The following is a 23617-nucleotide window of genomic DNA, read 5'->3' on the forward strand; positions in this document are numbered from 1 at the left end:
AATAATTAAGAAGCAAAGAGCTTCCTAATTTGATTACGGATACTTTTTACAATTATCAGGCATTATCTTTAAGAGACTCAAGGGCTTTTTTAACCATTTCACGGTAAATCTCAGTATCAGTGGAATAGTGCTCCTTTGCAAGCTTTGAGTTTGGGTCTTCCTGTGCCTCAACTGCCCTTATTCTCTCAAGAGTCTGCTTTGCAGTATCGAGTACCCACAGATTTCTTGTCAGTTCGTCTACCTGCTGGATAGATTCAGGGCGGATAGAGGTCAGGACATTTCCATCGTCTGTGGTATAGGTGCTGGTTTTGCCGACGACCGCTACGAAAGCAGGCAGTTCGCACTCTTCAAGGAACTGAGCGGCTTCGGGCTGGTACTGCCCTGCATAGACAAGGAAGGAACCTGTTGGGTCGGAAACCCTGCCTCTCCAGTATTCGGAGTCAGTACCGATATCCTCCTTTTCTATAAGAGTCCCAACAATGAAGATACGGTTCACCTTCGCCCCTGTTGGAGTAAGGAGATACTGAGGGGCATACTGGTCACTTTCGTCCCTGGATGTGAGGTTTGAGTCTCTCAGTTCCTGGGAAAAAACCCTGCGCGATACTTCTCTAAAGAAGCCTGTCATTTACTCCACCTCCAGTTCAGCAAGCACTTCATCAAGGAGTTCCCTATCCAGGAAAGTCCTTGGAATAATTGAATCCACAAGGATATAGCGGTCAAGCCTGTGTCCGCTAATAGTATAATACCTGCCGACAAGCTCGTGTTTTAATTTATCAAGTACAACTCCGGGATCAAGGGCATCTGCAGCCATTGCAATGGCGCTGTCAAGAGATACTCCGGAAAGCTCTTCGGTAAGCCCCCGGTTAATCAGGGCGTCCTGGGTGGAAGTTCCCGAGTCAAGGACTGCCTTTATCCTGAGGTCATATTCTCCTTTCACTTTCCCGTGCTCTGCACAGGCGCCTTTAACCAGGGCCCGTTTGCACTCAGGGCACCGCTTTATAAGTCCGGAGCCTGTCTGAATGTCAATCATTGCCCCGAAATATGTAAAAGCAGAAGTCCCCACTTCGATATCTTCATCGAGTGTTTCTATGGAGCTTGACCTGTTAAGCTGAATCTGGAACTTGCCGTTCCACTCGTTAACGACCACATTTTTCAGCATGTAACTTTTTCCTTCCTCCATATCAGGAAGTTCGGAGCTTGCCCAGTTAGTGAATTTAATAACACCGGTTTCATCTCCTATAAGCCCTGCCTGTTCTATCGACTCATGGGAGTTTTCCCAAAGCTGGACCACTTTCCCTCTTACCGTAGCCCACTGGCCCCCCACAAGGTCAACAATGTTTCGGAGCTCAGCTTCTCTTGCTGAAGGAACGAAATCGCCGCCACCTACTTCAACGGGCTCGGAGAGCTTCTCTATGGAACTGTTTTTGTTAACCTGGACCTGAAACCTTTCATTGTATTCTCCGACAACGACGCTCCGGAGAAGGTAGCTCTCACCCTGCTCGAGGGGAGGAAGTTCGGCATTTTTCCAGATGGTGAACTTTATGATTCCAGTCTCATCTCCAAGGAGTCCAACCTGAGATATGGATTCATGAGTATTTTCCCAGAGCTGAATAACCTTTGCCTTAAGGTTTGCCCACTGCCCATTCTCCGTAATATCCATAATTTTGGTGAGCTGGGGTTCGGCCTGCCTGACATAAAACTCATTTTTAGGAATGGAATATTTCTTCAAAAAATAGTTTGTTACGCTGCGTTGCGCCTCGTTTGAAGGCACTTTGAACTTCGTAATCAACTCGTCAAGTCTGCTTTCGACGTCCTCAACAGGCACATCGATGCCAAGTTTCATAAACCGGTCTCTAATGGATTCTGCAATCTGTTTCATCTTAATTCTACCTCAAGCCTCATGGTTAGTTATCTTATTGAGAGGCATTCTAAAGTACAACGACAGAGAATATAAAGCTAAGTGAAGCGGGGTGAAAGTATTAAACAAGCAGGAAGCGGCTGCCCCTGAAAGAGCTCTTCCCTGGTGAATTGCAAAGCCCGAAAAAATACTTGCTTCACACCCTCAACCCAATTTTGAGGAACGGATCTATCCTTTTTAAGACAGTCCCACTTCTCCTCAAAGAAAATTCACTTGTATTCCCCTCATCTCTGTTTCGGATTAGCCTCAAATTTTATTATATCTTGTTTGTTAATTGGTTATGTAACCGGATAGTTGTTTTAATTATACAATTATTCATCAGTAGACCTGTTATTTTAGATTACCAATAACCATCCAATAATCTGTCCACAAGGCACTTTGTAATAAGAAGTTTTTGTAGTGTTGATCGAACTATTCATAACACCAGAAACTCCCTATAAAATTTTTCTTAGTAACTTTAGAATAGATTGTTTTTTAATATTGATATATTTTGGGATGTCGAACATCTTCTAATAACTGAAAAAACATATAAAAAGGATTTTATCATATTCAATGTTTGAACCTTCAAAATTAAATGTTTTATATTTATTCGAGTTTTTCCCGGAAGTGGAAGGAAGCATATTGTACGGCTGTCTATACGACGGCTCCTGATCAATCGGGCGGTATTCAGAATGTCCGAAACTGGCATCTTCAGCTTTTTCCCTTTCCGCATAGGCTGTACAACCTTATCAGGAAATGTCATCCACAAAGTACTTAAGTACTTAGTAACTGTCCCAAAATAAATCAGGCCGATTTTTTATAAATTTTATATTCAATTGGTGAAAATGATCTTGAAAATCAAGGCATCCAATCGAAACCTGTGCAAAGTTTGTTCGGCAGTTACCCATTGTAATTATTTGTGGAGTATACTCGCGGTCCGCTTGGCGGCGTCTCCTTCCCCAATAACGGTTACGATATCTTCATATTCAAGCACAAGGCTCCCATTGGCGATAATCGAATCACTTCCCCGCTGGACCATAACCAGAAGGCTCTTTTCAGGGAACTGGATATCCTTAATGGCTTTCCCGATTACCCTGGGGTTCGTGACCTTGACTTCCATCATGTCCCCCTCGCCTCCTACCTCGCACATAGAAAATAGATGAGGCCTTCCGATCATGTTGTCAAGCACCACGGCAGTGGTCGTGGCCGGGCTCATGGCACGGATGCCCATATTCCAGAAAGCCTGAAGGTTTTCTATCTCGTTTACCCTGGCTACCAGCTGGTCACCCCTGAATCCGAAAGAAGCTTTAGCAATCTGACAGAAGAGAAGGTTCGTGTTATCCTGATTGGTTGTTGCAACCACATATTTGGCATTCTCTATTCCTGCCTTTTTCAGGACATTTACATCCCCTCCATCCCCCTGGACAATCCGTATCCCGAGTTCCATGCATTTCTTGCAGTTGTCCTCGGAAATGTCCACAACAACTACATTTTCTCCTCTTTTGTCAAAACGTTCGGCAAGAATCCTGCCTACCTTTCCTCCACCAATAATAAGGATTTCCATAGGGATTACCTCCAGCACCTCTGCCACTTTTTTTGACAAGCTGCCACTCATGAAGACCGTGATGATAACCGTAAGGAAGACAAGCCCCACAAGGGTCTGCCCTCCCGGAATGCCCATCGAATCGAGCTTGATTGCAAAATAGGTCGCAACCGACGTCGGCACAACGCCCCTGGGCCCAACAAAGGAAATGAAAAGTTTCTCATTCCTGCTGATCTGCGAGTTCCACATAGAAACAAAGACCGCCACCGGGCGGATAAGGAATATGAGAAGCAGTACAAGGACTATCCCGCTTACCCCTATTCTCTGGATATCTTCGAATTTAAGCATTGCCGCAAGCAGGATGAAAAGCAAAGAGAGCATCACAATCACAATGTCGCTCTTGAATTCCTTGATAGTATCCTTGTAAGGGAATTCCGAAGTCCCAAGGATGATCCCGAAAACGGCTACCGCCAGAATCCCAGACTCGTTGCCCAGGGATTCTGAAAGGACGAAGCAGGCAAATACTGCAGTCAGGGAAACCAGCCTTGCGGTCCGATTGCTGATCGCTATCCCCCGTGTATAAAACCAGCGGAGAGAAAACCCGCTCAAAGAACCCAGTACAATTCCGATCCCCAATCTGTAAAGGATAAAGATCACAGCATCAATCCCGGAAAGTTCTGCTGCGACCCATTCGAAGACCATGGCTGCAAGGATCACACTGGCAGCGTCATTCAGGACCCCCTCAAGTTCCAGGATCTTGCCAAGCCTGTGGCTAATCTGGATATTCCTTACAATAGGAGTTATCACTGTCGGACCTGTTGCCGTGACAAGGGCTCCGAAAAGGGCGGCTAGTTCGAGAGGGACCCCTATCAAGAGGTTGGTCAGAACCGTGGTCCCCAGGAAGGTTACAAAGACCCCTATTGTTGTCAGCTTCAGAACACTATCCTGAACCATCCTTATATGCTTCAGGTCAATGTGAAGCCCACCGTCAAAAACAATCACGGATATAGAGATTGCCACTATAGCGCTTAACCCCTCGATATAGAGAGCAGGATCCAGCAGGTTAAGGACCTCGGGCCCTACGATGACTCCTTCGATCAACAGGAAAATGATAAAAGGAATCCGGAAATAGCAACTGAGTGCCTGCGCAACAAGGGACATGATAAGTACGGCAACTACCAGCCCAAGTAGAAGTATCGGATCAAGCATGAGATTCCCTGTAATGATGCGTAATCTTACTAAAAATTATTAGTACCCATTCCAGATAAATTGAATTGAAAGATATGTCAAGGTTGTATTGCCAAAAAAGCATTACCCTCTGAAAACGTCCCTCTCGGGAACTCTGATTATATAATATACTTTATACAAATTGGGGCTGTAATTTCAACCCTCTGGCTACATTCTGCACGATTGCTCTCATCATATATAAATGAGAGAGGTAATTCCCAAATAAAGAACGGTTTCTTACTTTTGAAGGTACACCGGAGTAAGCCAGTGTTCTATTTTCGAAAAAGAAAAATCCAGGAAAAGAGCTATGGCTATGACCGGCAGGGTTCCTGCCAGAATTTTAGTAGTATTGAAATTTGTAAGCCCTTCAAAAATCATAGACCCCAGGCCTCCTCCCCCTATAAGAGCCGTCAGGACTGCAATGCTGTTGGCGAGGATGGCGGCAAACTTTATTCCGGCAAATATGGCAGGGTATGCATTCGGGAGCCTCACATACCTGATAACCTGAAATTCTGTCAATCCAATTCCTTTTGCGGACTCGATCAGCGAAGGGTCCACATTAAAAAGTCCTATATAGGTGTTTTTAATAAGCGGAAGCAGTACCCTCAACATTATGGCTATAACCGCAGGTGTAAAGCCAATTCCTATCAGGGGCACAACCACAGCCACAACCGCAAAACTGGGGACTGCCTGAACAAGGTTGGAAAACCTCATGATAAGGGAGGCCAGCTTTGCATTGTACAGGGAAAGGAGTATCAGAGGGATGGAAACAAGAGCCCCGATAAGCAGAGCGGTATAAGCAAGAAAAAGGTGCTCAAGCGTAGCCTCCAGGATTTCCACAGTTATGACCATGTCCCATACCTCGCTTTAAGAGTGCTTTCTATTATACCTGCAATTCCGTCCAGGAGCACAGCAAGAAACCCTACCCAGGCTCCGGTGACAAGAATCGTGCCCATATCATAGAGCTGAATCCCGTTCTGAAGAGCTGCCCCAAGCCCGCCTGCGGCGATCAGCCCCCCGAGGGTTACGACTCCCATTGTAAACACTACTGCAATCCTGATGCCTCCTGCGATCAGGGGAAGGGACAGGGGAAAACGAACCTGGAAGAGAACTTCTCGCTGTGTCAGGCCCAGTGCCTCGGCAATCTCTATGTATACCCTAGGCACGTTTGAAAGGCCGGTGTAGGTATTTCTGGCAATCGGAAGGAGGGAATAAAGGATAGAAGCTACGATTGTTGGCTCTGTGCCTATCCCGAATATGGGAAGCAGAAGGACCAGCAGGGCCACATCGGGAACTGATTCTACTACGTTTAAGCCATTCAGGACAGGAGCTGCAAATTTCGGGTTCCGGTAGGTAAAGATTCCAATAAACACACCTATAAGAATAGAAAAGAAGAGAGCAACTAAAAACATGTAGAGGTGCTCAAATGTGCGCAGAGAGAGCAGCTGAGTGTTCCAGACTCTTAGAATTTCTACAGTGAGCTCATTAAGACTCTCAATTATCAGACAATCACCTTTCGCTAAACCTGAACAGATTCCGGACCAGACTTAATGTAAACTAATGTAAACTAATGAAAACTAATGAAAACTAATGTAAACTAATGTAAACTTAAATCAGGTTCTGGAGCACCCTGTCGGAAAACAGGACTCCGGCAGGTTCGTTATCTTCGAGTACGAGCCCCATAGATTCACCCTCTGACTTGAGCTTTGCAAGGGCTTCAATAAGTGTGGTGTCAGAGGAGAAAAGGGGCAGGGCCCTGGTGACTTCTTTAAGTTCTATTCCTCTGGTTCTGGCTTTCAGTACATCGTTTAAGCAGACGCGCCCTGAAACTTCGGATTTTCCCATCACAAAAGCAAACTCAAGCCCTTTCCTTACCATCAGGTCAAGGGCGCTTTCTGCGGACATGCCAGGGTCCAGAGTGTCCTCTCTGGCAAGAGGCTGCATCATATCCCCGACCTTCAGGGTATCGATGTGCCTGTACTTCCTTTTAGAGTCCACAATCTCGGAGACAAGGTCACTGACTGGCGAGAAAATTAACTCTTCAGGGGTTCCGACCTGGATGAGTTCAGCATTGTTCATAATTGCAATCCGGTCCCCAAGTCGGAAAGCTTCATTGATGTCGTGCGTAATGAAAACAATGGTTCTTCCAAGCTCTTTTTTAATCTTGAAAAACTCGTCCTGCAGCTGAGTCCGAAGGAGAGGGTCAAGCGCCCCGAAGGGTTCATCCATAAGGAAAAGAGGTGGGTCCATTGCCATTGCTCTGGCAAGCCCGACCCTCTGCTGCTGGCCTCCGCTCAGTTCATGAGGGTACCGGTCCATAAAACGCTCGGGGGGGAGAGAGACAAGGGTTAGCAGATCCCTCACCCTCTTCCTGATTTCCTCTTCGTTCCAGCCCTCAAGTTTAAGGAGCAGCCCGACATTTTCCGAAATGCGGAGATGAGGGAGCAGCCCGATATTCTGGATCACGTAGCCAATATTCCGCCTGAGGCGGACAGAGTCAAACTCCCTTACATCAGCCCCGTTTATGGACACCGTGCCCGAATCAGGCTCTATCAGGCGATTTATAGTCCGCAGAGCAGTGGTCTTCCCTGAGCCACTTCTCCCTATAAGGATAAGGAGTTCTCCGCCCTGAATCTCCAGGTTCAGGTTTTTGATGGCAAATTGCTCCCCGTACTTTTTAGTAATATTTTCAAGCCGGACTGAATCTACCCGGTCAAAAAGCTTTTTGATTGTCATGGGCAACCATATTCAGGCAGAAATCAAACCTTCCTCTTTCAGGAAATCCCTGGCAATATCTCTCGCTTCCCTACCCTCTACATCATATTCTCCATTAAGTCTTCTCATAGTGTCCTGGTCAATTCTGCCATTAAGCTGTGCAATTGCCTCCATTGCACCAGGGTTTTCCTGTGAAAAGGTCTCAGTAACAAGAATCACTGCGTCATAGGGAGGGAGAGCATCCTTATCATCTTCAAGCACTTTTAGCCCGTAGACGTCGTTTCGGGTATCCGTGGTATATGCACTTATGGCATCGACTTCATCGTTCTTTATGGCCTCATACATGATACCCGGAGCCATTGAATTGTAGTTTTTGAATGAGAACCTGTAAATACGGGCAATCTGCGGAAGCCCGTCTTCCCTTGTGGCAAATTCCGGGTCCGTACCTATCGACATTTCTGAGGCATACGGTTCAAGCTCACTGATTGTGGACACATTCCGGCTTTCAGCCCATTCCCTGTTAACAGCTATAGCATAGGCATCCTCAAACCCCAGACGGGCTGCAATAACTACCCCATCACTTTCAAGCATGCCCTGTTCGGACTCCTCATATATTACTGCTGGATCCCATTCCTCAAGAGGCGGTTTTTTTAGAATCTGGCTATAAATTGTCCCTGTATATTCGGTATAGGACTGGATATCCCCTTTCTTCAGAGCCTCATAATTTACAAGCGTGCCCCCGAGATTTTTTTTGACCTCGGTTTCATAACCCTGCTCTTCGAGCAAAAGTGAGACCATCTCAGCGGTAATATAGGATTCCTGGAAAAGCTTTGTCCCAATTACAATTTTTTCGGCAGGTTGTGTACCATTCCCTTCATTCGAACTATTCTCCGTGCAGCCGCTGACCAGAAGCGAGGCTACGAGCAGCAAGACTGTAATAAAGCGAAATTTCATTTCAGTTCCCCCCAACACCCTATAGTTTGTTAGGCACCCTTATCCACTTTAATAAATTATTCATTTTAATAAATAAACGGATTTGTTTTGTAAATTTACTGTCAATAGTAGTTATAACTTCGGAGGACCAAAAAAGTTATAAAGTACTGCAAAAAAAGAGCGTTTGAGTTATATTCTTTGTCTTCTTTAAAGGACCCCATGGACTTGCTTTTGATCTTTCTTTTTCTGCTCAGCCTTGCTATGATAAGCAAGGGTTCGGACTGGTTCATTGAAGCTGCGATTGCAATATCAAACAAAAGCGGGATCCCGAAAATGCTTATAGGGGCTACGATTGTGAGTTTTGCAACCACAGCTCCGGAGTTTGCAGTTTCTGCAACAGCGGCTTATATCGGGCATACAGACGTAACAATAGGAAATGCAGTGGGCTCAGTCATATGCAACACCGGGCTTGTACTGGGTTCGATTATAGCTGTAAAAGCGATCCCTATGAAGGATGATACGTTTCCCATTAAAAGCGGGCTTATGCTCCTTTCAGGAATTGTCCTTATCATACTCAGCCGCGACGGAAATGTTAACCGGCTTGATGGGCTTATACTTCTGCTTGTGTTTTTTGCTTTCCTCTTCCACGCTTCAAAGACCCAACGCGTATTGTTTGGAGATAATGAAACAGGTAGACAAAAACTGAAAATCAAAGATATCCGGAAAGATATAGCTTATTTTGTCCTTGGCTCCCTTTCCGTAGTCATAGGAAGCAGGATCCTGGTAGATTCAGGGATAAAAATAGCCGAATGGATGGGCATCCCTGAAGTAATAATAGCCCTGACAGCAGTTGCAATAGGAACATCCCTGCCCGAACTTGCAACTGCAATTACCTCCCTCAAGAAAGGGCACCAGGACCTCTCCATAGGAAACATCCTCGGGGCAAACACAATGGACATTGCCATGATCCTCGGGGCATCATCCCAGATTCGCGTGCTCCCTGTTTCGGAACAGCTTGCAGGATACGATTTTCCATTTATGTTCCTTATATCTCTCGCGCTTATAGTCTTCGGGATCACTGGAAAAAAGCTGGAAAGGTGGGAAGGAGGCGTAATTCTAGGGGCATATCTGGTTTATGTGGCAGGGCTTTTTATCCTCTATGGATAAACCTGCACCCCAACTTCTAAAAAGTTAAAACTTTTTCATTCCCCAAATTCCAGTTTTTTACTTAATATATATATTTTTCTCTTGTTATATACCTTACATTCACTATTATATTTTATAGGATGTTTGTAAATCTTCAGTTTTTATAGAATTGTTTTTATATATTCATTGAATCTCTTCTGAAGGCAATGTATAAATTCTAAAAAAATATTCTTTAACTCTATGAAAGCTATTATCCTCGCAGCAGGAGAAGGACTGCGCTGCAGACCTCTTACTCTTACCCGTTCCAAAGTAATGCTTCCTGTAGCCAACAGGCCCATTCTGGAACATGTCATATCTTCACTTGAAATAAATGGAATCAATGAGATCATCCTGGTTGTCGGGTATGAAAAAGAACGCATAATGAACTATTTTGAAGACGGGCTGAATTTCGGGGTCAATATAAAATATGTCGAGCAAAAAGCCCAGCTAGGGACAGCGCATGCGATTGAACAGGCAAAAAAACTAATAAGTCCCGAGGATTCCGAATTCCTTGTCCTGAACGGAGACAACCTGGTAGAACCAAAAACCATAGCCGATCTTCTTAACAACTATGAGGGAGATGCGAGCCTTTTAACCGTAAGAATGGAGGACACAGCAGGTTATGGAGTGGTACTGAAAGAAAAGAAGAGAGTTATCCAAATTCTGGAAAAAAGACCCGGAGATTTAAGCCATATTGTAAACACGGGAATTTATATTTTTACGCCGCAGGTCTTTGAAACCATTGAAAAAACTCCTATATCCGAAAACGGAGAATATGCGATAACCGATACTCTACAGCTTATGATTGACGAAGGGAAAGTAGTCACTCCAATCTCAACTGAATCCAAGTGGCTGGATGCAGTCCATGCCTGGGATCTCCTGAAAGCAAACTCAATTGTATTAAACTCCTCCAGAAACCTGAAGCAAGAAGGAGAACTTGAAGAAGGAGTAATAATTCGCGGGAAGGTTGCAATCGGGAAAAATACAAGAATCCGTGCCGGAACCTATATTGTAGGTCCGGTGGTAATAGGGGAAAACTGTGATATAGGACCTAATGTAGTAATTCTGCCCTCCACTACTATAGGAGACAATGTGTCCATAAGGTCCTTTACCGAAATCCAGAACAGCATCATAATGAATGATTGCAGGATTTCTTCCCACGGGCAGATCTCCAATTGCATAATTGGAAGCAACAATACCCTTGGCCCGGGTTTTACTGCAGAGGAAAAAGAAAACCTTGAGATAAACATTAACTGCAGGATCCACAAAGCCCCAAAGCTCGGAACTATAATTGGGGACGATAACCGGATAGGAAGCAGGGTACTCGTGAAAGCCGGAGTAATGATTGCTGTCAACTGTCAGGTAGAGTCTGGAAACACCATTTACAGAGACCTTCCCCGTGATTCGGTGGTACTCTGACCTCTTAAGAAGGAGATAAAAAATGTGTGGAATTGTCGGATATGCAGGGCAACGTGCTGCTGCACCAGTTATTATAGAATCTCTTAAAAAACTTGAATATAGAGGATATGACTCCGCAGGGGTCACCGTTCTTGGCAGTGGAATTGAGACATATAAGGCAGTAGGAAAAATTGTAAATCTCGAATCCGAACTCCCGAAGAACCTCGGAGGGGCTGTCGGAATAGGACACACCCGCTGGGCAACCCATGGACGTCCAAATACGGTAAATGCCCACCCTCATAACTCGGGGAGAAACCCGGAAAAAATCTCTATAGTGCATAATGGGATTGTCGAAAATTACATGTCATTGAAAGAGAGGCTTATTGGAGAGGGTTACGAATTCAAATCCGAAACCGATACCGAAGTGATCGCACATCTTCTGCACAAACACATCTATGGGAAACCGGATGGAAAAGAAGCTCAATGCGAACTTCTTGTGGGACTCAGAGAGGCCTTAAAAGAGATTGAAGGGTCCTATGCTCTTGGAATCATCTCTGCTGACGAACCCGGAAAACTCGTGCTTGCCCGCAAGGACAGCCCTCTCGTCATAGGGCTCGGGAAAGGGGAAAATTTTGCTGGATCTGATGTAACTGCTTTTCTGAACTATACCAGGGATGTTATCTTTGTAAACGACTTTGAGACAGCAGTGCTGACTCCAACAAGCGTGGAGATATTTGACAGGGAAGGAAATCTCACGGAAAAGAAGATAGAAAAGATAGAGTGGGACTTTGAGGCTGCAGAAAAAGCAGGTTATGAACATTTCATGCTGAAAGAGATTCATGAACAGGTCAGTGCAATCCACAATACCCTGGCAGGCAAAGTCTCTGAACTTGATGGAGCTATATACTTAAACGAACTGAACCTCAGTGAGGATGAAATAAAGAAACTTTCAAGGGTTCAGATCCTGGCATGCGGAACTTCCTGGCATGCAGGCTTGCTTGGAAAATACCTGTTTGAACAGCTGGCAGGAATCCACTGCGACATTGACATATGTTCGGAATACAGGTACAGAAATCCTGTTATGAATGAAGGGACCCTTGCCATTGCGATTACTCAATCAGGAGAAACTGCAGATACCCTTGCAGCCGTGCGGGAGATTATGTCTTACAACTGTCCCACGCTTGCAATTACGAATGTTGTTGGAAGCACCATTACAAGGGAGGCAAACAGTGTGCTCTATACACGGGCAGGGCCCGAAATAGGAGTTGCTGCCACAAAGACCTTCAGTACCCAACTTACCCTTCTTTATCTCCTCGCCGTAAAGTTTGCTCTTGTAAGGGGCAAGCTCAGCCCTGATTACGTAAAGGGGTTCATCACGGAAATCCGGAAAGTCCCGGGAGAGATCCAGCAGATCCTTAACCAGAAGGAAGCGATAAAGGAATGTGCTGAGAACTTTGCCCGTTCAAAGAGCTACTTCTTCCTTGGCAGGCACCTTAACTACCCTATAGCTCTTGAAGGAGCCCTTAAGCTCAAAGAGATCTCATACGTGCACGCCGAAGGCTTTGCTGCAGGAGAACTGAAACACGGACCTATTGCCCTTCTTGAAGAGGGATCTCCTGTAGTTGCAATTGCCACCAGAGGGCAGACATATGAAAAGATGCTCAGCAATATTAAAGAAGTGAAAGCCAGGGACGCTATTGTGATAGCAGTTGCCGACATTAAGGACACGGAAATAGGAAAGTATGCAGACATTGTCCTCAGAGTCCCCCAGAGCGGCGAACTGCTGGCTCCCCTTCTTAATGTTGTCGTGCTTCAGCTGCTTGCTTATTACACTGCTCTTGCCAGGAAATGCTCTATTGACAAACCCCGCAACCTTGCAAAGAGTGTAACTGTCGAATGATTGTAAAGGCTGAGAATCTCAGAATAATGGCTGAGAATCTCAGAATAATGGCTGAGAATTTCAATCTAACAACAGAATATGAGAATTCAGAACTGAACTGAACTTCATGAAATATGGGGTGGAATTTATGAAACTCTTCGGATCTTCAGGAATTAGAGGCATAGTTAATAAAGAAGTTACACCCGAACTTGCACTGCAGGTAGGGCTTGTGCTGGGAAGCCGGAAAAAGACCGCAGTTATCGGGAGAGACCCCAGAACTTCTGCGCCTATGATAGAGCACGCCCTGGTCGCCGGGCTGACTGCAGCGGGCTGTGATGTTACAAAGGTGGGCATGGTAACTACCCCGACCCTGGCATATGCGGCCAGAAAATATGAGTGCGGAGTAATGGTTACAGCCTCCCATAACCCCTCAGAGTATGTGGGGATAAAGCTGTGGAACCCTGACGGCATGGCTTTTGACTCAGCCCAGCAGGAAGAGGTTGAAGAAGCTATAGAGAAAGAAAACTTTTCGCGGGCTACCTGGGACCTTATGGGGAAAATTGCTGAAGACGGAAACGCCATTCGGGACCACATGGATATGATCGAGGGGCTTGTAGGGAAGTCAAAGCTACGCGTGGTTCTCGACTGTGGATGCGGAGCGGGAAGCACAATCACTCCTTATCTCCTGCAGGAACTTGGCTGTCAGGTAATAACCCTGAATTCCCAGCCTGATGGACACTTCCCGGCAAGGAACCCTGAGCCTAACGACCAGAACCTTTCAATGCTTAAAAAAGCAGTTGTGGCTTTCGAAGCCGACCTCGGAATAGCCCATGACGGAGATGCGGACAGGATGATGGCAGTCGACGAAAAAGGCAACTTCGTATCCGGAGACGACCTGCTTGCAATATTCGGGCGTTTTGAATGCGGGGACCAGAAGGGAGCTGTTGTCGTGCCTGTGGACACCTCCATGATGGTGGGTGATTATCTTGAAGGTTCTGAAATCATAAGGACAAAAGTAGGGGACGTCTATGTTGCAGAGGGCATAAAGCAGTACGGAGCCGTCTACGGTGGAGAGCCTTCAGGCAGCTGGATTTTCCCGAAGATTTCCTACTGCCCTGATGGGATTTATGCAGCTGCTAAGCTTGTTGAGATTGTCAGGGAAAAGAAGTTAAGCGAGCTCAGGGCGGAACTTCCTGTTTATGCCACAAAAAGGGGTGCTCTTCCATGTGCAAACGAAAAGAAAGCCGAGTTCATGGAAAAGGTAAAAACAAAACTTGAACCCCTTGGAAAAGTCCTTGATATTGACGGCATCCGCGTGGAACTTGAAAACGGCTGGGTGCTTGTCCGCCCCTCGGGCACGGAAGCAAAGGTAAGGATTACGGCAGAAGCCCGGAAAAACGTAGATGAGATATACGATATGGCAGAAAAAATAGTGAAGGAGGCGCTTAAATGAAAGCAGTTGTCCTTGTGGCAGGCAAAGGCACAAGGATGGAACCTCTCACCTCCGACTGCCCTAAAGTAATGCTTGAGGTTGCAAACAGACCTATACTTGAACATATCCTGAACGCAGCCGTAGAAGCTGGTATTGAGGGTTTTGTCTTCATTACGGGATACCTGGAAGAGCAAATAAAAGATTACTTCGGGGACGGAAGTAAATGGGGAGTGAGCATTGAGTATGTGCAGCAAAAAGAACAGCTAGGGACTGCAAATGCTATTGGCTATGCCAGGGGACACGTTGAAGGGGCATTCCTTGTACTTAACGGGGACATGCTAATCGGGCAGGAGGACTTAAAATCTCTGGTTTCAAGGAAAGAAGAAGCAGTTATCTGCGTAAAAGAGGTGGAAAACCCCTCGGATTTCGGGGTGCTTGAGACCGATAATAATAAAGTGGTCAGGATAATTGAAAAGCCAAAAAACCCCCCAACCAACCTTGCAAATGCCGGGATTTACCTTTTCAGAGAGTCCCTGTTTGACTTCATTGACAAAACCCAGCTTTCCGTAAGAAGAGAACTTGAGATAACAGACTCCATTCAGATGCTGATCGACAGCGGAGCGCCTGTGGGCTACCACCCCCTCACAGGCCGGTGGATTGACATAGGATATCCCTGGGACCTCCTGAAAGCAAACGAACACCTTTTAAAAGATCTCAAGGGCAGCTGCGAAGGTACCGTGGAGCCAAATGCAACCATAAAAGGGGAAGTTGCAATCGGAAAAGGTACTCTCATCAGAAACGGTTCCTATATTGAAGGGCCTGTAGTAATAGGTGAGAACTGCGATATAGGGCCTAACTGCTTTATCCGCCCTTCAACTGCAATAGGCAACCGTGTAAGGATAGGAAACGCTGTGGAGTTAAAAAACACAATTGTCATGGAAGGCACTCATGTAGGGCACCTGAGTTATGTAGGAGACAGCATCATCGGGCGCCGTTGTAATTTCGGAGCCGGTACGAAGGTTGCAAATCTCCGCCACGATGGGAAAAATATAAAGGTAATACTGAAAGGCAGGATTCTTGACTCAGGCAGAAGAAAACTCGGCGTGATCATGGGGGATGATGTGCATACCGGCATCAATACCAGTATAAATATAGGCGTGATAATGGAAAAAGGAAAAGTCACACTTCCCGGAGAAGTTGTCAAGCACTGAGCCGGTCAGGCGCTGAACCCGGCAATAAAGTCATAAAAAGAAGCAGGGATCCTTTCCTTTATGCGGGGAGACGGAAGGGGGAATCCCTGAATATTTTGTTTGAATCCTTATTTTTTATTTGAATCTATTTTAAAGGGTTCAGGAATACAGCTGCTTTATGCTCCAGAACACTGTGTTTCGGAAGAAACCTTTTACTTCCACATTGAGAGATCCTTCATTCATGTTCTCTACAGCTTTCCTTAAAGGGTCTTCCGAGTCAAGTATCTCTCTTATAGTCTTTTCGTCGGATTTCACAATGATGGAGGGGCCTAACTTTGAATTAGGATCATTGGGGGTGTCATACCTATAAAAATCTCCTACTTCCCCACCCCTCATAAGTACAGTTACGTAGAGCATCTCACCATTTTCGAGTTCAATTTTCCCCGCAACCTCTTCACTTGCCACCAGCCTTTTAACAAGTAAAGGCACGTTATCAAAGTTATCGTTATAAAACTCCATCTGGGCACTTAATTCAGAAAAAAGATCGTTTTCCGGACTGGAATTAATAGGGGTTGTAAAGAGTTCAGCTGCTGTAATGTCACCCACACCAGAAGCCGGCCCTGCTATCGAAGCAAGCAAAAGCAAAACAAGAAAGGAAACCATAACCCTATTTTTGCTATAAACCATAGTTGAAAATAAGAAGTAGAGATATAAAAAGTTATCAATAGAAAGTAAAATTCTCCAAAAAGGGGAGAGAAGTCGGTTAATTGAAATATCCAGGGACTGAATCCCTCTGGTATTATTATAAATTAATAAAAATTAGCAGTATATAATACTGCATGACTTATATAAGCAGGTCAGCAAGCCCTATTTTCATTGCCCATAGCATGAGCCTTTGCAGTAAACCTGCATCTTCAACTGTCACTTTCCCGGATTTCAGGGCTTCATTGAATTCCTGCATCGGGGAAGAAGAGTCAATAATTGAGCGAACTGTTGATTCATCGCTCCGGACTGTTACTGAGGGCTCCTTATCAGATAATGCCTCAAGTTTTTCAAATTCGACAAATTCCGCAGCTTCCGTGATACCCCAGGCGTACAGTTCTCCCCCATTCTCAAGGGTTATGACGAAAAGGATCTGTTCGTCCCCTACGAGACTTTTCAAAATACCGGGGGTAAGGTTGAGGTTCTGGTTGTAAATCCCAATATTATAATTTATCAGGTCGAACAGTTCTGATCCCGGGTCTCCAGTTCCTTGAGGAGAAGTGCTATTTCCATATGTCGAATCTTCAGCAACTGCCGCTAATGGCATCAAAAACAAAGAAAAAATAACAGATAAAATCAAAAACTTTATTGAATTATTTAAAGCCATAGTTGCATATCGGCACTTATATTAAATAAAAATAATGGTTCAGTAGATTTCATGAAATGAGCTATATAAGCCTTTTATTATCTAGTAGAGAGATTTTATCCCCTTGAAATTAATATATCTATCTAATAATATAAACCAACAATTTTCAAGTTCCGGATAAATTATTAAAAAAATAAAGAAAAGGATTAAACCAAAAATCAAAACTAAAAATCAAAACTAAAAATCAAAACTAAAAATCAAAACTAAAAAAGCTCAAAATAAGTCAAAAGCAAAAAATTAAACTCAAAAAAACCAAAAATAAAAAACTTACCGGGATATGTTTTATCCAGCGGCAAGAGTTAAAGTTTAAGAGAGGGTCTGAACACCTCAGTACAGTACATGTCGAAGACCTGGTCTTCAACCTGTTCGTAGATTTTTTTATAATCTTTCGACTTTGGGTCGTGCTTGCTCATAGTCTTTTTGACTTCAGCATTCATCTTATCAAGAGTTTTCTGGTCGAAACCTTCCGTATTCTCCATAGTAAACATATAAATCATACTCTGGAACTAACTTTGTTAAATGCTTAAGATTTTTTGCATTATTTAAATTTTTATATTACATATACAGTATTACCATACAAATAGATTAATCATCATAAAAATTGATTAATCAGGTAACATGCTGGTAATTAATTGCCAGCTCGGAACTATTTTTGAAAGTGGTTTTAATTCAATGAATAATATATTTATATTATTACTCTAATATATTAAATTTCCCTTTTATGACTTTTATTTGTATTTCAAATGAATAGACCTGAGGGTTTGCCAAATGATCCATTATAAAAGCCTCTTTATTCAAAGAAATAATTTCTCAAAGCCTGCATAAATAGTTGTTCAAGTAAATTTTAAACAATAAGCTTTTTAGTTCTTACTCCTATAAATATTTTACATATATAGAATCTCCTTCAGGACATGCACATCTATACATTAGATTAAATATATGAATATATAATGATTACCTGAAGTACATAGGCAGTATTATACAGATAAACGGTAGGGAAATAATATCCTTCATGAATAATTTTCAGTAAACGGGTTTCTGTTTTGCGGAGTCAGGATAAGGCTTTCGCAATCGAATATCCATACTGGTTCAGGGGGTTAATTTTATTAGCTCTTCAGGTTACTATAAGACATAGAAAGATATTAGGTATAGAAAAGTATTCGAGTTGATAACAAAGTGCGACCGATCTCACAAAGAGTGAACGCTAAGAAAATTCACGAGAAAAATACCGAGCTCGGGAAATCCACATCCGAACTTCTTATCCTGAAGGCCGAAGGATATCCCCTGAGCGGCATGATGGAAGAATATCCTGTTATTGAAAACAGGGATGTTTTTGAATTCTATGCACGGGAACAGTGGAACGGGAATGTTGCCCGCAAAGGAGATTATCTCTTTGACAAGAGAATGTTCCCTGACTTTGCATACCGCATTATCGATGTGGAACCTGCAGAATCCATAATAGGAAACTCAACATCCATTATCGTAACTGAAGAGGAAAATGGAATATCTCCCTCTGAAGAGATAAAAAGTGATGTTAAATTTGAAGATGTGATAGGGCAGGAACTTGCAAAACAGAAGTGCAGGCTGATCGAGCGCTTTCTGGAAGAGCCCGAACGTTTCGGGAAATGGGCACCAAGAAACATTCTGTTCTTTGGCCCCTCAGGAACTGGAAAAACCATGCTTGCAAAAGCCCTTGCAAGCAAGACAGATGTGCCGATCATTCCAGTCAAGGCTACCCAGCTAATAGGAGAATATGTCGGGGACGGAGCCCGTCAGATCCACCAGCTCTATGACAAGGCAGAAGAGATGTCCCCCTGTATAATTTTCATTGACGAACTTGATGCCATTGCCCTGGACAGGCGATTTCAGGAGCTCAGAGGAGACGTAAGCGAGATCGTAAATGCCCTTCTTACAGAAATGGACGGGATAGTTGAACGCGACGGAGTCTGTACCATCTGTTCAACAAACCGTGTCAATTCTCTGGACTCTGCTGTGAGAAGCAGGTTCGAAGAAGAGATTGAGTTTGTCCTTCCTGAGGAAGACGAAATTGTTCATATACTGGAATCAAATGTGAAGACTTTCCCTCTGAAGGCAGAGGAATTTGATTTCCAGACACTTGCAAAGAAAGCTAAAGGGCTTTCAGGCAGGGATATTGTAGAAAAAATCCTTAAGACCGCCCTTCATCAAGCAATCATCGAAGATAGGGAAATTGTCAGCGGTAAAGACTTTGAAAAAGCCCTTGCAAGATTGGGAAGGAAAGATTTTGCTCAGGACCCAACCCATCTGTATGTATAAACGTGAACTACCCCTCCCTGTCAGGCTAGCGCCTGCTGAGGAAGGGGCTTCCTTCGAGTATTTACTTCATTTGAAAATCAGATTCTAAGAATCTAATTCTCATCGGTAAACCTGTTTGTCGAAGATTATCTACAAATTGTAGATAGCCTATCCACAAGGCATTCTGTGATAGGAAACGTACCATGATGTTGATAGCACTATTTCTATCCCTATCAATTACATTTCCACAATCGCATTCCATAGTTCGCTTCCATAAAGGCATATCGTGCCGTTTTCCACATAGGTAGCATTCTTTGGAAGTATAGCTTTCATCAATTCTTATTACTCTTTTACCTCTGAGCTCTGCTTTATAGGTCAGGAATTCGATGAAGCGAGATAAATAACCCTGATTTTGAGTTGATCTATTTCTGGATCTTATCCTCTTAGTTTTCTTCTGCTTTTCCCCATTGATTATTTTGGGTTGAGCCATTTTCTTAACTTTAAGATCTCCCACAATAATTGTATTGGCTCTGGTATTTTCTATCATTTTCCTGGATAGTTTATGCTGGAAATCCTTCAGCTGATTGGATTTTTTAGTTTCCATCACCCGATAATTTTTATGTAGTTTAAGGTATTTCCTGCTGTTTTTTATACAGTGATCTTTTTTTGATTTTATACTATCCATTTTCTTTTGCCAATATTTATCAGGTCTGGGAGTTTTGACTTCGTGGATTTTTCCTTTGAGATTGATACAGGTTACTATTTTGGTTATGCCTGCATCAATCGCCTGATAACATCCGTTGTCAGTATACACTTTGGGAAAAACATCATATATTACGGAAAGGTAAAAGTCTCCTCTGCCTTTGTAAGGATCATCATTGTAGATCTCTACCTGTCTTACATTTTCTAATTTGAGGTCAATTTCAAACTCAAGAGACGTTTTATTGACAGAGTGAGCAAATTTAATGTTTTCATTGTTAATTTTATATCCACTCTGATTATAACATAACGTCATGAAATATTTGCTACTTCGGAACTTAGGAGGTCTTGCCTTCAGGTCTCCGTTTTTCCTGAGTGCAAAAAAGGACTTGTAATTAGCATCAAGTTTTTTAAGTACACCCTGGAGAACTTTTGAATAAACCACCTTATATTCAGGATTATTTTCCTTGAATTCAGGCAATTTGTTCTGCTGTTCTATATACCCTACACTACGTTGTTCATTACGCCATGCGTTTTTTCTATCAGCCAGAGCAAGATTATAGATACATCTACATTTATTGGATAATTCCCAGAGAACATTAACCTGTTCATCTGTAGGATATATCTTAATCTTTTTTGTTAGCTGCATGGTTACCCCGACTTTCCATATATTTTTTCAAAGAGTCAACTGGCATAGAATATAATATCAATAAAAAGATGAAACTATGAATATATGTATTTAACTAATCACGATGAATATTAATGGGGAAGTTGACGGCTTTCATCCCCCACCTGTCGCTTCGCTCCGAGGAAGGGGACTTCCCGCCTTCTCGTTAAAAGAGAAAGAACATACAAGAGATAGTGCCTTTTAATCCATTTTCTATGAGATATTTTCAGGCACCTCTCTTATGAATCATTTTGTATGTGTCCCTTTACTTTTGACTGCTCTTATAATTTTTCCTTATAGATTAATTTTCCAGTCAATTGAAACTTTATTTTCAGGCTTTTGAGTTCATAAGAAGCTTTAATAATTATAACACAATAAAAATTTATTTCAGTATATATTTTTTACTCATTTACATATGTACCTGATATTTGTATATTTGGGGAATTATCCACATTGATTTGTAGAATCGGTGTGAACTGCCCCTGAGCCAAAGATTCAAGGGTTTTACGCTTCCTTATATAAAGATTATTCTTAGAATCTGTATTTGAACTCAAAGCCAAATTTATTCAAGAAGAATAATGCCATCATTATAAAAAAGCAAATGAAAGAAACAGATACAAAAGATATTACAAGATTATGAAGAAATCCGGTTTCCTGAAAATTTACTTTCATCAATGGGAATAGGCTTATTTTTTCATTATAGATTGGATAGAAGTAAGTACAATTGGCGCCACAAGCATCATCCAGCAATAGATGAGAAAGGAAAGCAGCTTCGCCAAAAACTCCTAGATATATTGCCTTACCAACCTTCCTATATGCCATGTATCCTGCAAGTGTTCCGAACAGGAGCGCAGAAGAACTGAATAGAAGTAAATGTGTTGGGACAGAGCCAATCCAGCAGTATTCAATAGTGCCGTTTACGAGCAAATTATAAACAACCATGATGTCTGGAAACAGTGCACATAAACTGCTTACAAGTAATAGCAACATTAAGCATTGAACCCTCAAAAGAGGCTTCCCTGTGAAAAATTGATCTGATAGTAGCATACACAACTACTGCACTGATACAGAATACAAAGAACAAAATATGTACAACTGGATAGGATATAACAAACTACTCTTTTAGAATATATTTTCGGCAGAGAACTTGTTTATTACTTAATATTTTACTGACTGTGTTTTATCACCTATTTAGTATACATATCTTAATTAAAAGTAATAATCTCTATAAAACTGTTAGAGAAAATGTATTTAGAAACTGTTGTCACGATTCCATATAATTTGTATTCGACAGCAAATCAAAGAATGTGAGTATTATTAATGATGGGGGTTTTGAAACTAATTTCATAACCTCGAATGTTCAAGGGGTTTGCATATATCCCAAATGTAACAATAAAACGGGAAGTTCCCTTCCTCAAAAATCCGAGTCATCAGGTTAAGAGTTCAGGGAGGAGTAGTTCACGAAATTTGCTGACATTTCGTTCTATAGAATATCAATCAAGTAAGAGAGAATACAAAAATCATATTTCGTTTGTTGTGCAAAACGGATTATAAGCTACTGGTCAACTACGTCCCTATTTTTTATCCGACAAACCGGAATTTCTGAGAAAGAGGCCTGCATATCCTCCCTGTTACAGATCATTTTATGCATATTAATGGTCGACCTGAGAGAACCACTCCTAAATTCTCTTGCGAGAATGGCAACCCAGTTCTATCGAAACGCTTCAAAGGTTACTTTCGGCAGAGTTGTTGCCGACCTTATATCAGATAGAACCGATTCCGATGATAGTAGACTCAACTTAAACTGTTATCTGCTTATTGCAGTACCCTACTCCAATCTGAAAGTGTCAAAACTATCTGGTACAATATACGCAGCCGAGGCATAATAATGTTTAATGATAAAGAAAATCGAGAGTGATTACGCATTCCTCCCCACCTTTCAGCTTCGATATATCCGGCCTGTATAGGAAGGGAAATCCCGCTCAGGCGATTGGATCTAGAAGTTTATTAAGATGTTTTTAAAAGAAAATCCCCAGCCATTCTTTAAATAGTTAAGATTTTTTTAGGACTACCAGACGTAAGTAATATTTATTCTTTAATGTTTTTCTATACTCCTGTAGCTTATATGTTTACTGTGATGTGACTTTGAAGACAACATGTATTCGAGTAAATGTTTACTTAGAATAATTATCATCTCAGGAAGGGAGTTTTGTATTTGACTCTTACAATTGCTGCAATGCCTGCATATAATGAGAGCCATGTGATTGCAGAAGTAATTCTGGGTTGCAAAAAATATGTTGATAAAGTTATCGTGGTGGATGATGGAAGTTCGGATAACACTGCAGAAATTGCAGAATCTCTGGGAGGATATGTAGTAAGACATGAGGTAAATAAAGGATATGGTGCGGCTCTCAAATCCTGTTTCAAATTAGCTCGTGAATTTCATGCAGATGAAATGGTAATAATAGACTCTGATGGACAGCATAATCCGGATGAGATTCCTCAGTTGTTGGAACCGTTAAAACATGGGGTAGACCTCGTAATCGGCTCCCGGTTCATAAACGGTAATGGGAAAAACGTTCCAACCTACAGGAAAATTGGCATGAAAATTCTAGACATTGCCACATACTTTGCAGGTGGTATCCATGTTACGGATTCTCAGAGTGGTTTTCGAGCTTATGGGAAAAAAGCCATTGAGAATATCTGGCTTAAGGGGGACGATATGTCTGCAGGCTCTGAGATTTTGCTCTATACGAGGGATCATAATCTTAAGTTTGTAGAAGTTGAGATTCACTGCAGATATGATCTTGATCAGTGTTCAAGCCAGAATCCGTTTGTACATGGTCTGAATGTGATGCTTCAAATTCTAAAGGATATGGAGTTAAGGAGACCTTTGTATTGTTTCACAGTTCCGGGAATGGTGTCAGTAATAGCGGGATTGTTTATAGGAATGAAGTTTTTACAGGATTTTTATTCTGGAGGGAGTTTGAGATTTGGACCGACTTTATTGCTGATTTTGATAATGTTGGTTGGGATTTTGATGGTGTTTACTGGGATTATACTTCATACAATTTCTAAGATGATTTCTCAGATAGTATCAAATCAAAAAGAAATTGAGTCTCTCGACAAGGTTTTTGAATACAGATTTGAATATAAGTCCGATGAATAGT

Annotated in this window: 20 protein-coding genes; 8 read left to right on the forward strand and 12 right to left on the reverse strand. The window is 42.6% G+C overall.

Annotated elements, in window-relative coordinates; all coding sequences use genetic code 11:
- Nucleotides 1-55 precede the first annotated feature (55 nt).
- The 7 genes from PHF18_RS08355 to PHF18_RS08385 form a co-directional block, all read right to left on the reverse strand.
- Complete coding sequence (locus PHF18_RS08355; protein WP_300101050.1) at nucleotides 56-625, reverse strand: RPA family protein; 570 nt, start codon at nucleotides 623-625, stop codon at nucleotides 56-58.
- A complete protein-coding gene (locus PHF18_RS08360; protein WP_300101053.1) occupies nucleotides 626-1879 on the reverse strand; it encodes a replication protein A in 1254 nt (417 codons plus the stop codon).
- A 931-nt stretch (nucleotides 1880-2810) separates the two neighbouring features.
- Nucleotides 2811-4649 (reverse strand): cation:proton antiporter, encoded by a 1839-nt coding sequence (locus PHF18_RS08365; RefSeq protein ID WP_300101056.1) that lies wholly within the window; start codon nucleotides 4647-4649, stop codon nucleotides 2811-2813.
- Between the two features lie 255 nt (nucleotides 4650-4904).
- On the reverse strand, nucleotides 4905-5519 hold the full coding sequence (locus PHF18_RS08370) for an ABC transporter permease (protein ID WP_300101059.1): 615 nt from the start codon (nucleotides 5517-5519) through the stop codon (nucleotides 4905-4907).
- Nucleotides 5510-6079 carry an ABC transporter permease gene (locus tag PHF18_RS08375; RefSeq protein WP_300101062.1) on the reverse strand — a complete coding sequence of 190 codons (570 nt, stop codon included), beginning with the start codon at nucleotides 6077-6079 and terminating at the stop codon, nucleotides 5510-5512. The genes PHF18_RS08370 and PHF18_RS08375 overlap by 10 nt, the downstream gene beginning before the upstream one ends.
- A gap of 196 nt (nucleotides 6080-6275) precedes the next feature.
- Nucleotides 6276-7403, reverse strand: coding sequence for an ABC transporter ATP-binding protein (locus PHF18_RS08380; RefSeq protein ID WP_300101065.1), 1128 nt, complete (start codon nucleotides 7401-7403; stop codon nucleotides 6276-6278).
- A gap of 12 nt (nucleotides 7404-7415) precedes the next feature.
- Complete coding sequence (locus tag PHF18_RS08385) at nucleotides 7416-8336, reverse strand: glycine betaine ABC transporter substrate-binding protein (RefSeq protein ID WP_300101068.1); 921 nt, start codon at nucleotides 8334-8336, stop codon at nucleotides 7416-7418.
- 177 nt (nucleotides 8337-8513) lie between these two features.
- On the opposite strand from PHF18_RS08385, the gene PHF18_RS08390 reads away from it, so the two are divergent.
- The 5 genes from PHF18_RS08390 to glmU (PHF18_RS08410) all read left to right on the forward strand — a co-directional run bounded on the left by PHF18_RS08390 (nucleotide 8514) and on the right by glmU (PHF18_RS08410) (nucleotide 15420).
- Nucleotides 8514-9482 carry a calcium/sodium antiporter gene (locus tag PHF18_RS08390; RefSeq protein ID WP_367279172.1) on the forward strand — a complete coding sequence of 323 codons (969 nt, stop codon included), beginning with the start codon at nucleotides 8514-8516 and terminating at the stop codon, nucleotides 9480-9482.
- A 219-nt stretch (nucleotides 9483-9701) separates the two neighbouring features.
- Complete coding sequence (glmU, locus tag PHF18_RS08395; protein ID WP_300101071.1) at nucleotides 9702-10919, forward strand: bifunctional sugar-1-phosphate nucleotidylyltransferase/acetyltransferase; 1218 nt, start codon at nucleotides 9702-9704, stop codon at nucleotides 10917-10919.
- Nucleotides 10920-10941: 22 nt separating this feature from the next.
- Nucleotides 10942-12798: a glutamine--fructose-6-phosphate transaminase (isomerizing) gene (glmS, locus tag PHF18_RS08400; protein WP_300101074.1), complete on the forward strand. Its 1857-nt coding sequence runs from the start codon at nucleotides 10942-10944 to the stop codon at nucleotides 12796-12798.
- A 127-nt stretch (nucleotides 12799-12925) separates the two neighbouring features.
- Nucleotides 12926-14230 carry a phosphoglucosamine mutase gene (gene glmM, locus PHF18_RS08405; protein ID WP_300101077.1) on the forward strand — a complete coding sequence of 435 codons (1305 nt, stop codon included), beginning with the start codon at nucleotides 12926-12928 and terminating at the stop codon, nucleotides 14228-14230.
- A complete protein-coding gene (gene glmU, locus PHF18_RS08410) occupies nucleotides 14227-15420 on the forward strand; it encodes a bifunctional sugar-1-phosphate nucleotidylyltransferase/acetyltransferase (RefSeq protein WP_300101080.1) in 1194 nt (397 codons plus the stop codon). Before glmM ends, glmU (PHF18_RS08410) begins: the two co-directional genes overlap by 4 nt.
- A 138-nt stretch (nucleotides 15421-15558) precedes the next feature.
- Here glmU (PHF18_RS08410) and PHF18_RS08415 read toward each other — a convergent pair whose 3' ends face one another.
- The 3 genes from PHF18_RS08415 to PHF18_RS08425 all read right to left on the reverse strand — a co-directional run bounded on the left by PHF18_RS08415 (nucleotide 15559) and on the right by PHF18_RS08425 (nucleotide 17286).
- Nucleotides 15559-16086, reverse strand: a complete 528-nt coding sequence (locus PHF18_RS08415; RefSeq protein WP_300101082.1) for a hypothetical protein — start codon at nucleotides 16084-16086, stop codon at nucleotides 15559-15561.
- Between the two features lie 157 nt (nucleotides 16087-16243).
- Nucleotides 16244-16711: a hypothetical protein gene (locus PHF18_RS08420; RefSeq protein WP_300101084.1), complete on the reverse strand. Its 468-nt coding sequence runs from the start codon at nucleotides 16709-16711 to the stop codon at nucleotides 16244-16246.
- A gap of 395 nt (nucleotides 16712-17106) precedes the next feature.
- Nucleotides 17107-17286, reverse strand: a complete 180-nt coding sequence (locus PHF18_RS08425; RefSeq protein WP_300101086.1) for a hypothetical protein — start codon at nucleotides 17284-17286, stop codon at nucleotides 17107-17109.
- Nucleotides 17287-17983: 697 nt separating this feature from the next.
- On the opposite strand from PHF18_RS08425, the gene PHF18_RS08430 reads away from it, so the two are divergent.
- Nucleotides 17984-19102 (forward strand): AAA family ATPase, encoded by a 1119-nt coding sequence (locus tag PHF18_RS08430; protein ID WP_300101090.1) that lies wholly within the window; start codon nucleotides 17984-17986, stop codon nucleotides 19100-19102.
- A 61-nt stretch (nucleotides 19103-19163) separates the two neighbouring features.
- Here the strand turns inward: PHF18_RS08430 and PHF18_RS08435 are convergent, their stop codons facing one another.
- Together PHF18_RS08435 and PHF18_RS08440 are read right to left on the reverse strand one after the other, a co-directional pair.
- Nucleotides 19164-20429, reverse strand: coding sequence for a transposase (locus PHF18_RS08435; protein WP_300101093.1), 1266 nt, complete (start codon nucleotides 20427-20429; stop codon nucleotides 19164-19166).
- A gap of 549 nt (nucleotides 20430-20978) precedes the next feature.
- Nucleotides 20979-21437 (reverse strand): metal-dependent hydrolase, encoded by a 459-nt coding sequence (locus PHF18_RS08440; protein ID WP_300101095.1) that lies wholly within the window; start codon nucleotides 21435-21437, stop codon nucleotides 20979-20981.
- A 665-nt stretch (nucleotides 21438-22102) separates the two neighbouring features.
- Here PHF18_RS08440 and PHF18_RS08445 point away from each other — a divergent pair.
- Both PHF18_RS08445 and PHF18_RS08450 read left to right on the forward strand, forming a co-directional pair.
- Nucleotides 22103-22333: a hypothetical protein gene (locus PHF18_RS08445; RefSeq protein ID WP_300101098.1), complete on the forward strand. Its 231-nt coding sequence runs from the start codon at nucleotides 22103-22105 to the stop codon at nucleotides 22331-22333.
- A 329-nt stretch (nucleotides 22334-22662) separates the two neighbouring features.
- A complete protein-coding gene (locus tag PHF18_RS08450) occupies nucleotides 22663-23616 on the forward strand; it encodes a glycosyltransferase family 2 protein (RefSeq protein WP_300101101.1) in 954 nt (317 codons plus the stop codon).
- The last annotated feature ends 1 nt before the right edge of the window (nucleotide 23617 follow it).

Source organism: Methanosarcina sp. (genome assembly GCF_028693135.1).
Lineage (GTDB): Archaea > Halobacteriota > Methanosarcinia > Methanosarcinales > Methanosarcinaceae > Methanosarcina.

What these genes read in the sequence shown, in the direction of transcription:
- PHF18_RS08355 (WP_300101050.1), bottom strand. Translation starts at nt 625, where the DNA reads ATGACAGGCTTCTTTAGAGAAGTATCGCGCAGGGTTTTTTCCCAGGAA.
- PHF18_RS08360 (WP_300101053.1), bottom strand. Translation starts at nt 1,879, where the DNA reads ATGAAACAGATTGCAGAATCCATTAGAGACCGGTTTATGAAACTTGGC.
- PHF18_RS08365 (WP_300101056.1), bottom strand. Translation starts at nt 4,649, where the DNA reads ATGCTTGATCCGATACTTCTACTTGGGCTGGTAGTTGCCGTACTTATC.
- PHF18_RS08370 (WP_300101059.1), bottom strand. Translation starts at nt 5,519, where the DNA reads ATGGTCATAACTGTGGAAATCCTGGAGGCTACGCTTGAGCACCTTTTT.
- PHF18_RS08375 (WP_300101062.1), bottom strand. Translation starts at nt 6,079, where the DNA reads ATGTTTTTAGTTGCTCTCTTCTTTTCTATTCTTATAGGTGTGTTTATT.
- PHF18_RS08380 (WP_300101065.1), bottom strand. Translation starts at nt 7,403, where the DNA reads ATGACAATCAAAAAGCTTTTTGACCGGGTAGATTCAGTCCGGCTTGAA.
- PHF18_RS08385 (WP_300101068.1), bottom strand. Translation starts at nt 8,336, where the DNA reads ATGAAATTTCGCTTTATTACAGTCTTGCTGCTCGTAGCCTCGCTTCTG.
- glmU (WP_300101071.1), top strand. Translation starts at nt 9,702, where the DNA reads ATGAAAGCTATTATCCTCGCAGCAGGAGAAGGACTGCGCTGCAGACCT.
- glmS (WP_300101074.1), top strand. Translation starts at nt 10,942, where the DNA reads ATGTGTGGAATTGTCGGATATGCAGGGCAACGTGCTGCTGCACCAGTT.
- glmM (WP_300101077.1), top strand. Translation starts at nt 12,926, where the DNA reads ATGAAACTCTTCGGATCTTCAGGAATTAGAGGCATAGTTAATAAAGAA.
- glmU (WP_300101080.1), top strand. Translation starts at nt 14,227, where the DNA reads ATGAAAGCAGTTGTCCTTGTGGCAGGCAAAGGCACAAGGATGGAACCT.
- PHF18_RS08415 (WP_300101082.1), bottom strand. Translation starts at nt 16,086, where the DNA reads ATGGTTTATAGCAAAAATAGGGTTATGGTTTCCTTTCTTGTTTTGCTT.
- PHF18_RS08425 (WP_300101086.1), bottom strand. Translation starts at nt 17,286, where the DNA reads ATGGAGAATACGGAAGGTTTCGACCAGAAAACTCTTGATAAGATGAAT.
- PHF18_RS08435 (WP_300101093.1), bottom strand. Translation starts at nt 20,429, where the DNA reads ATGCAGCTAACAAAAAAGATTAAGATATATCCTACAGATGAACAGGTT.
- PHF18_RS08440 (WP_300101095.1), bottom strand. Translation starts at nt 21,437, where the DNA reads ATGTTGCTATTACTTGTAAGCAGTTTATGTGCACTGTTTCCAGACATC.
- PHF18_RS08445 (WP_300101098.1), top strand. Translation starts at nt 22,103, where the DNA reads ATGGTCGACCTGAGAGAACCACTCCTAAATTCTCTTGCGAGAATGGCA.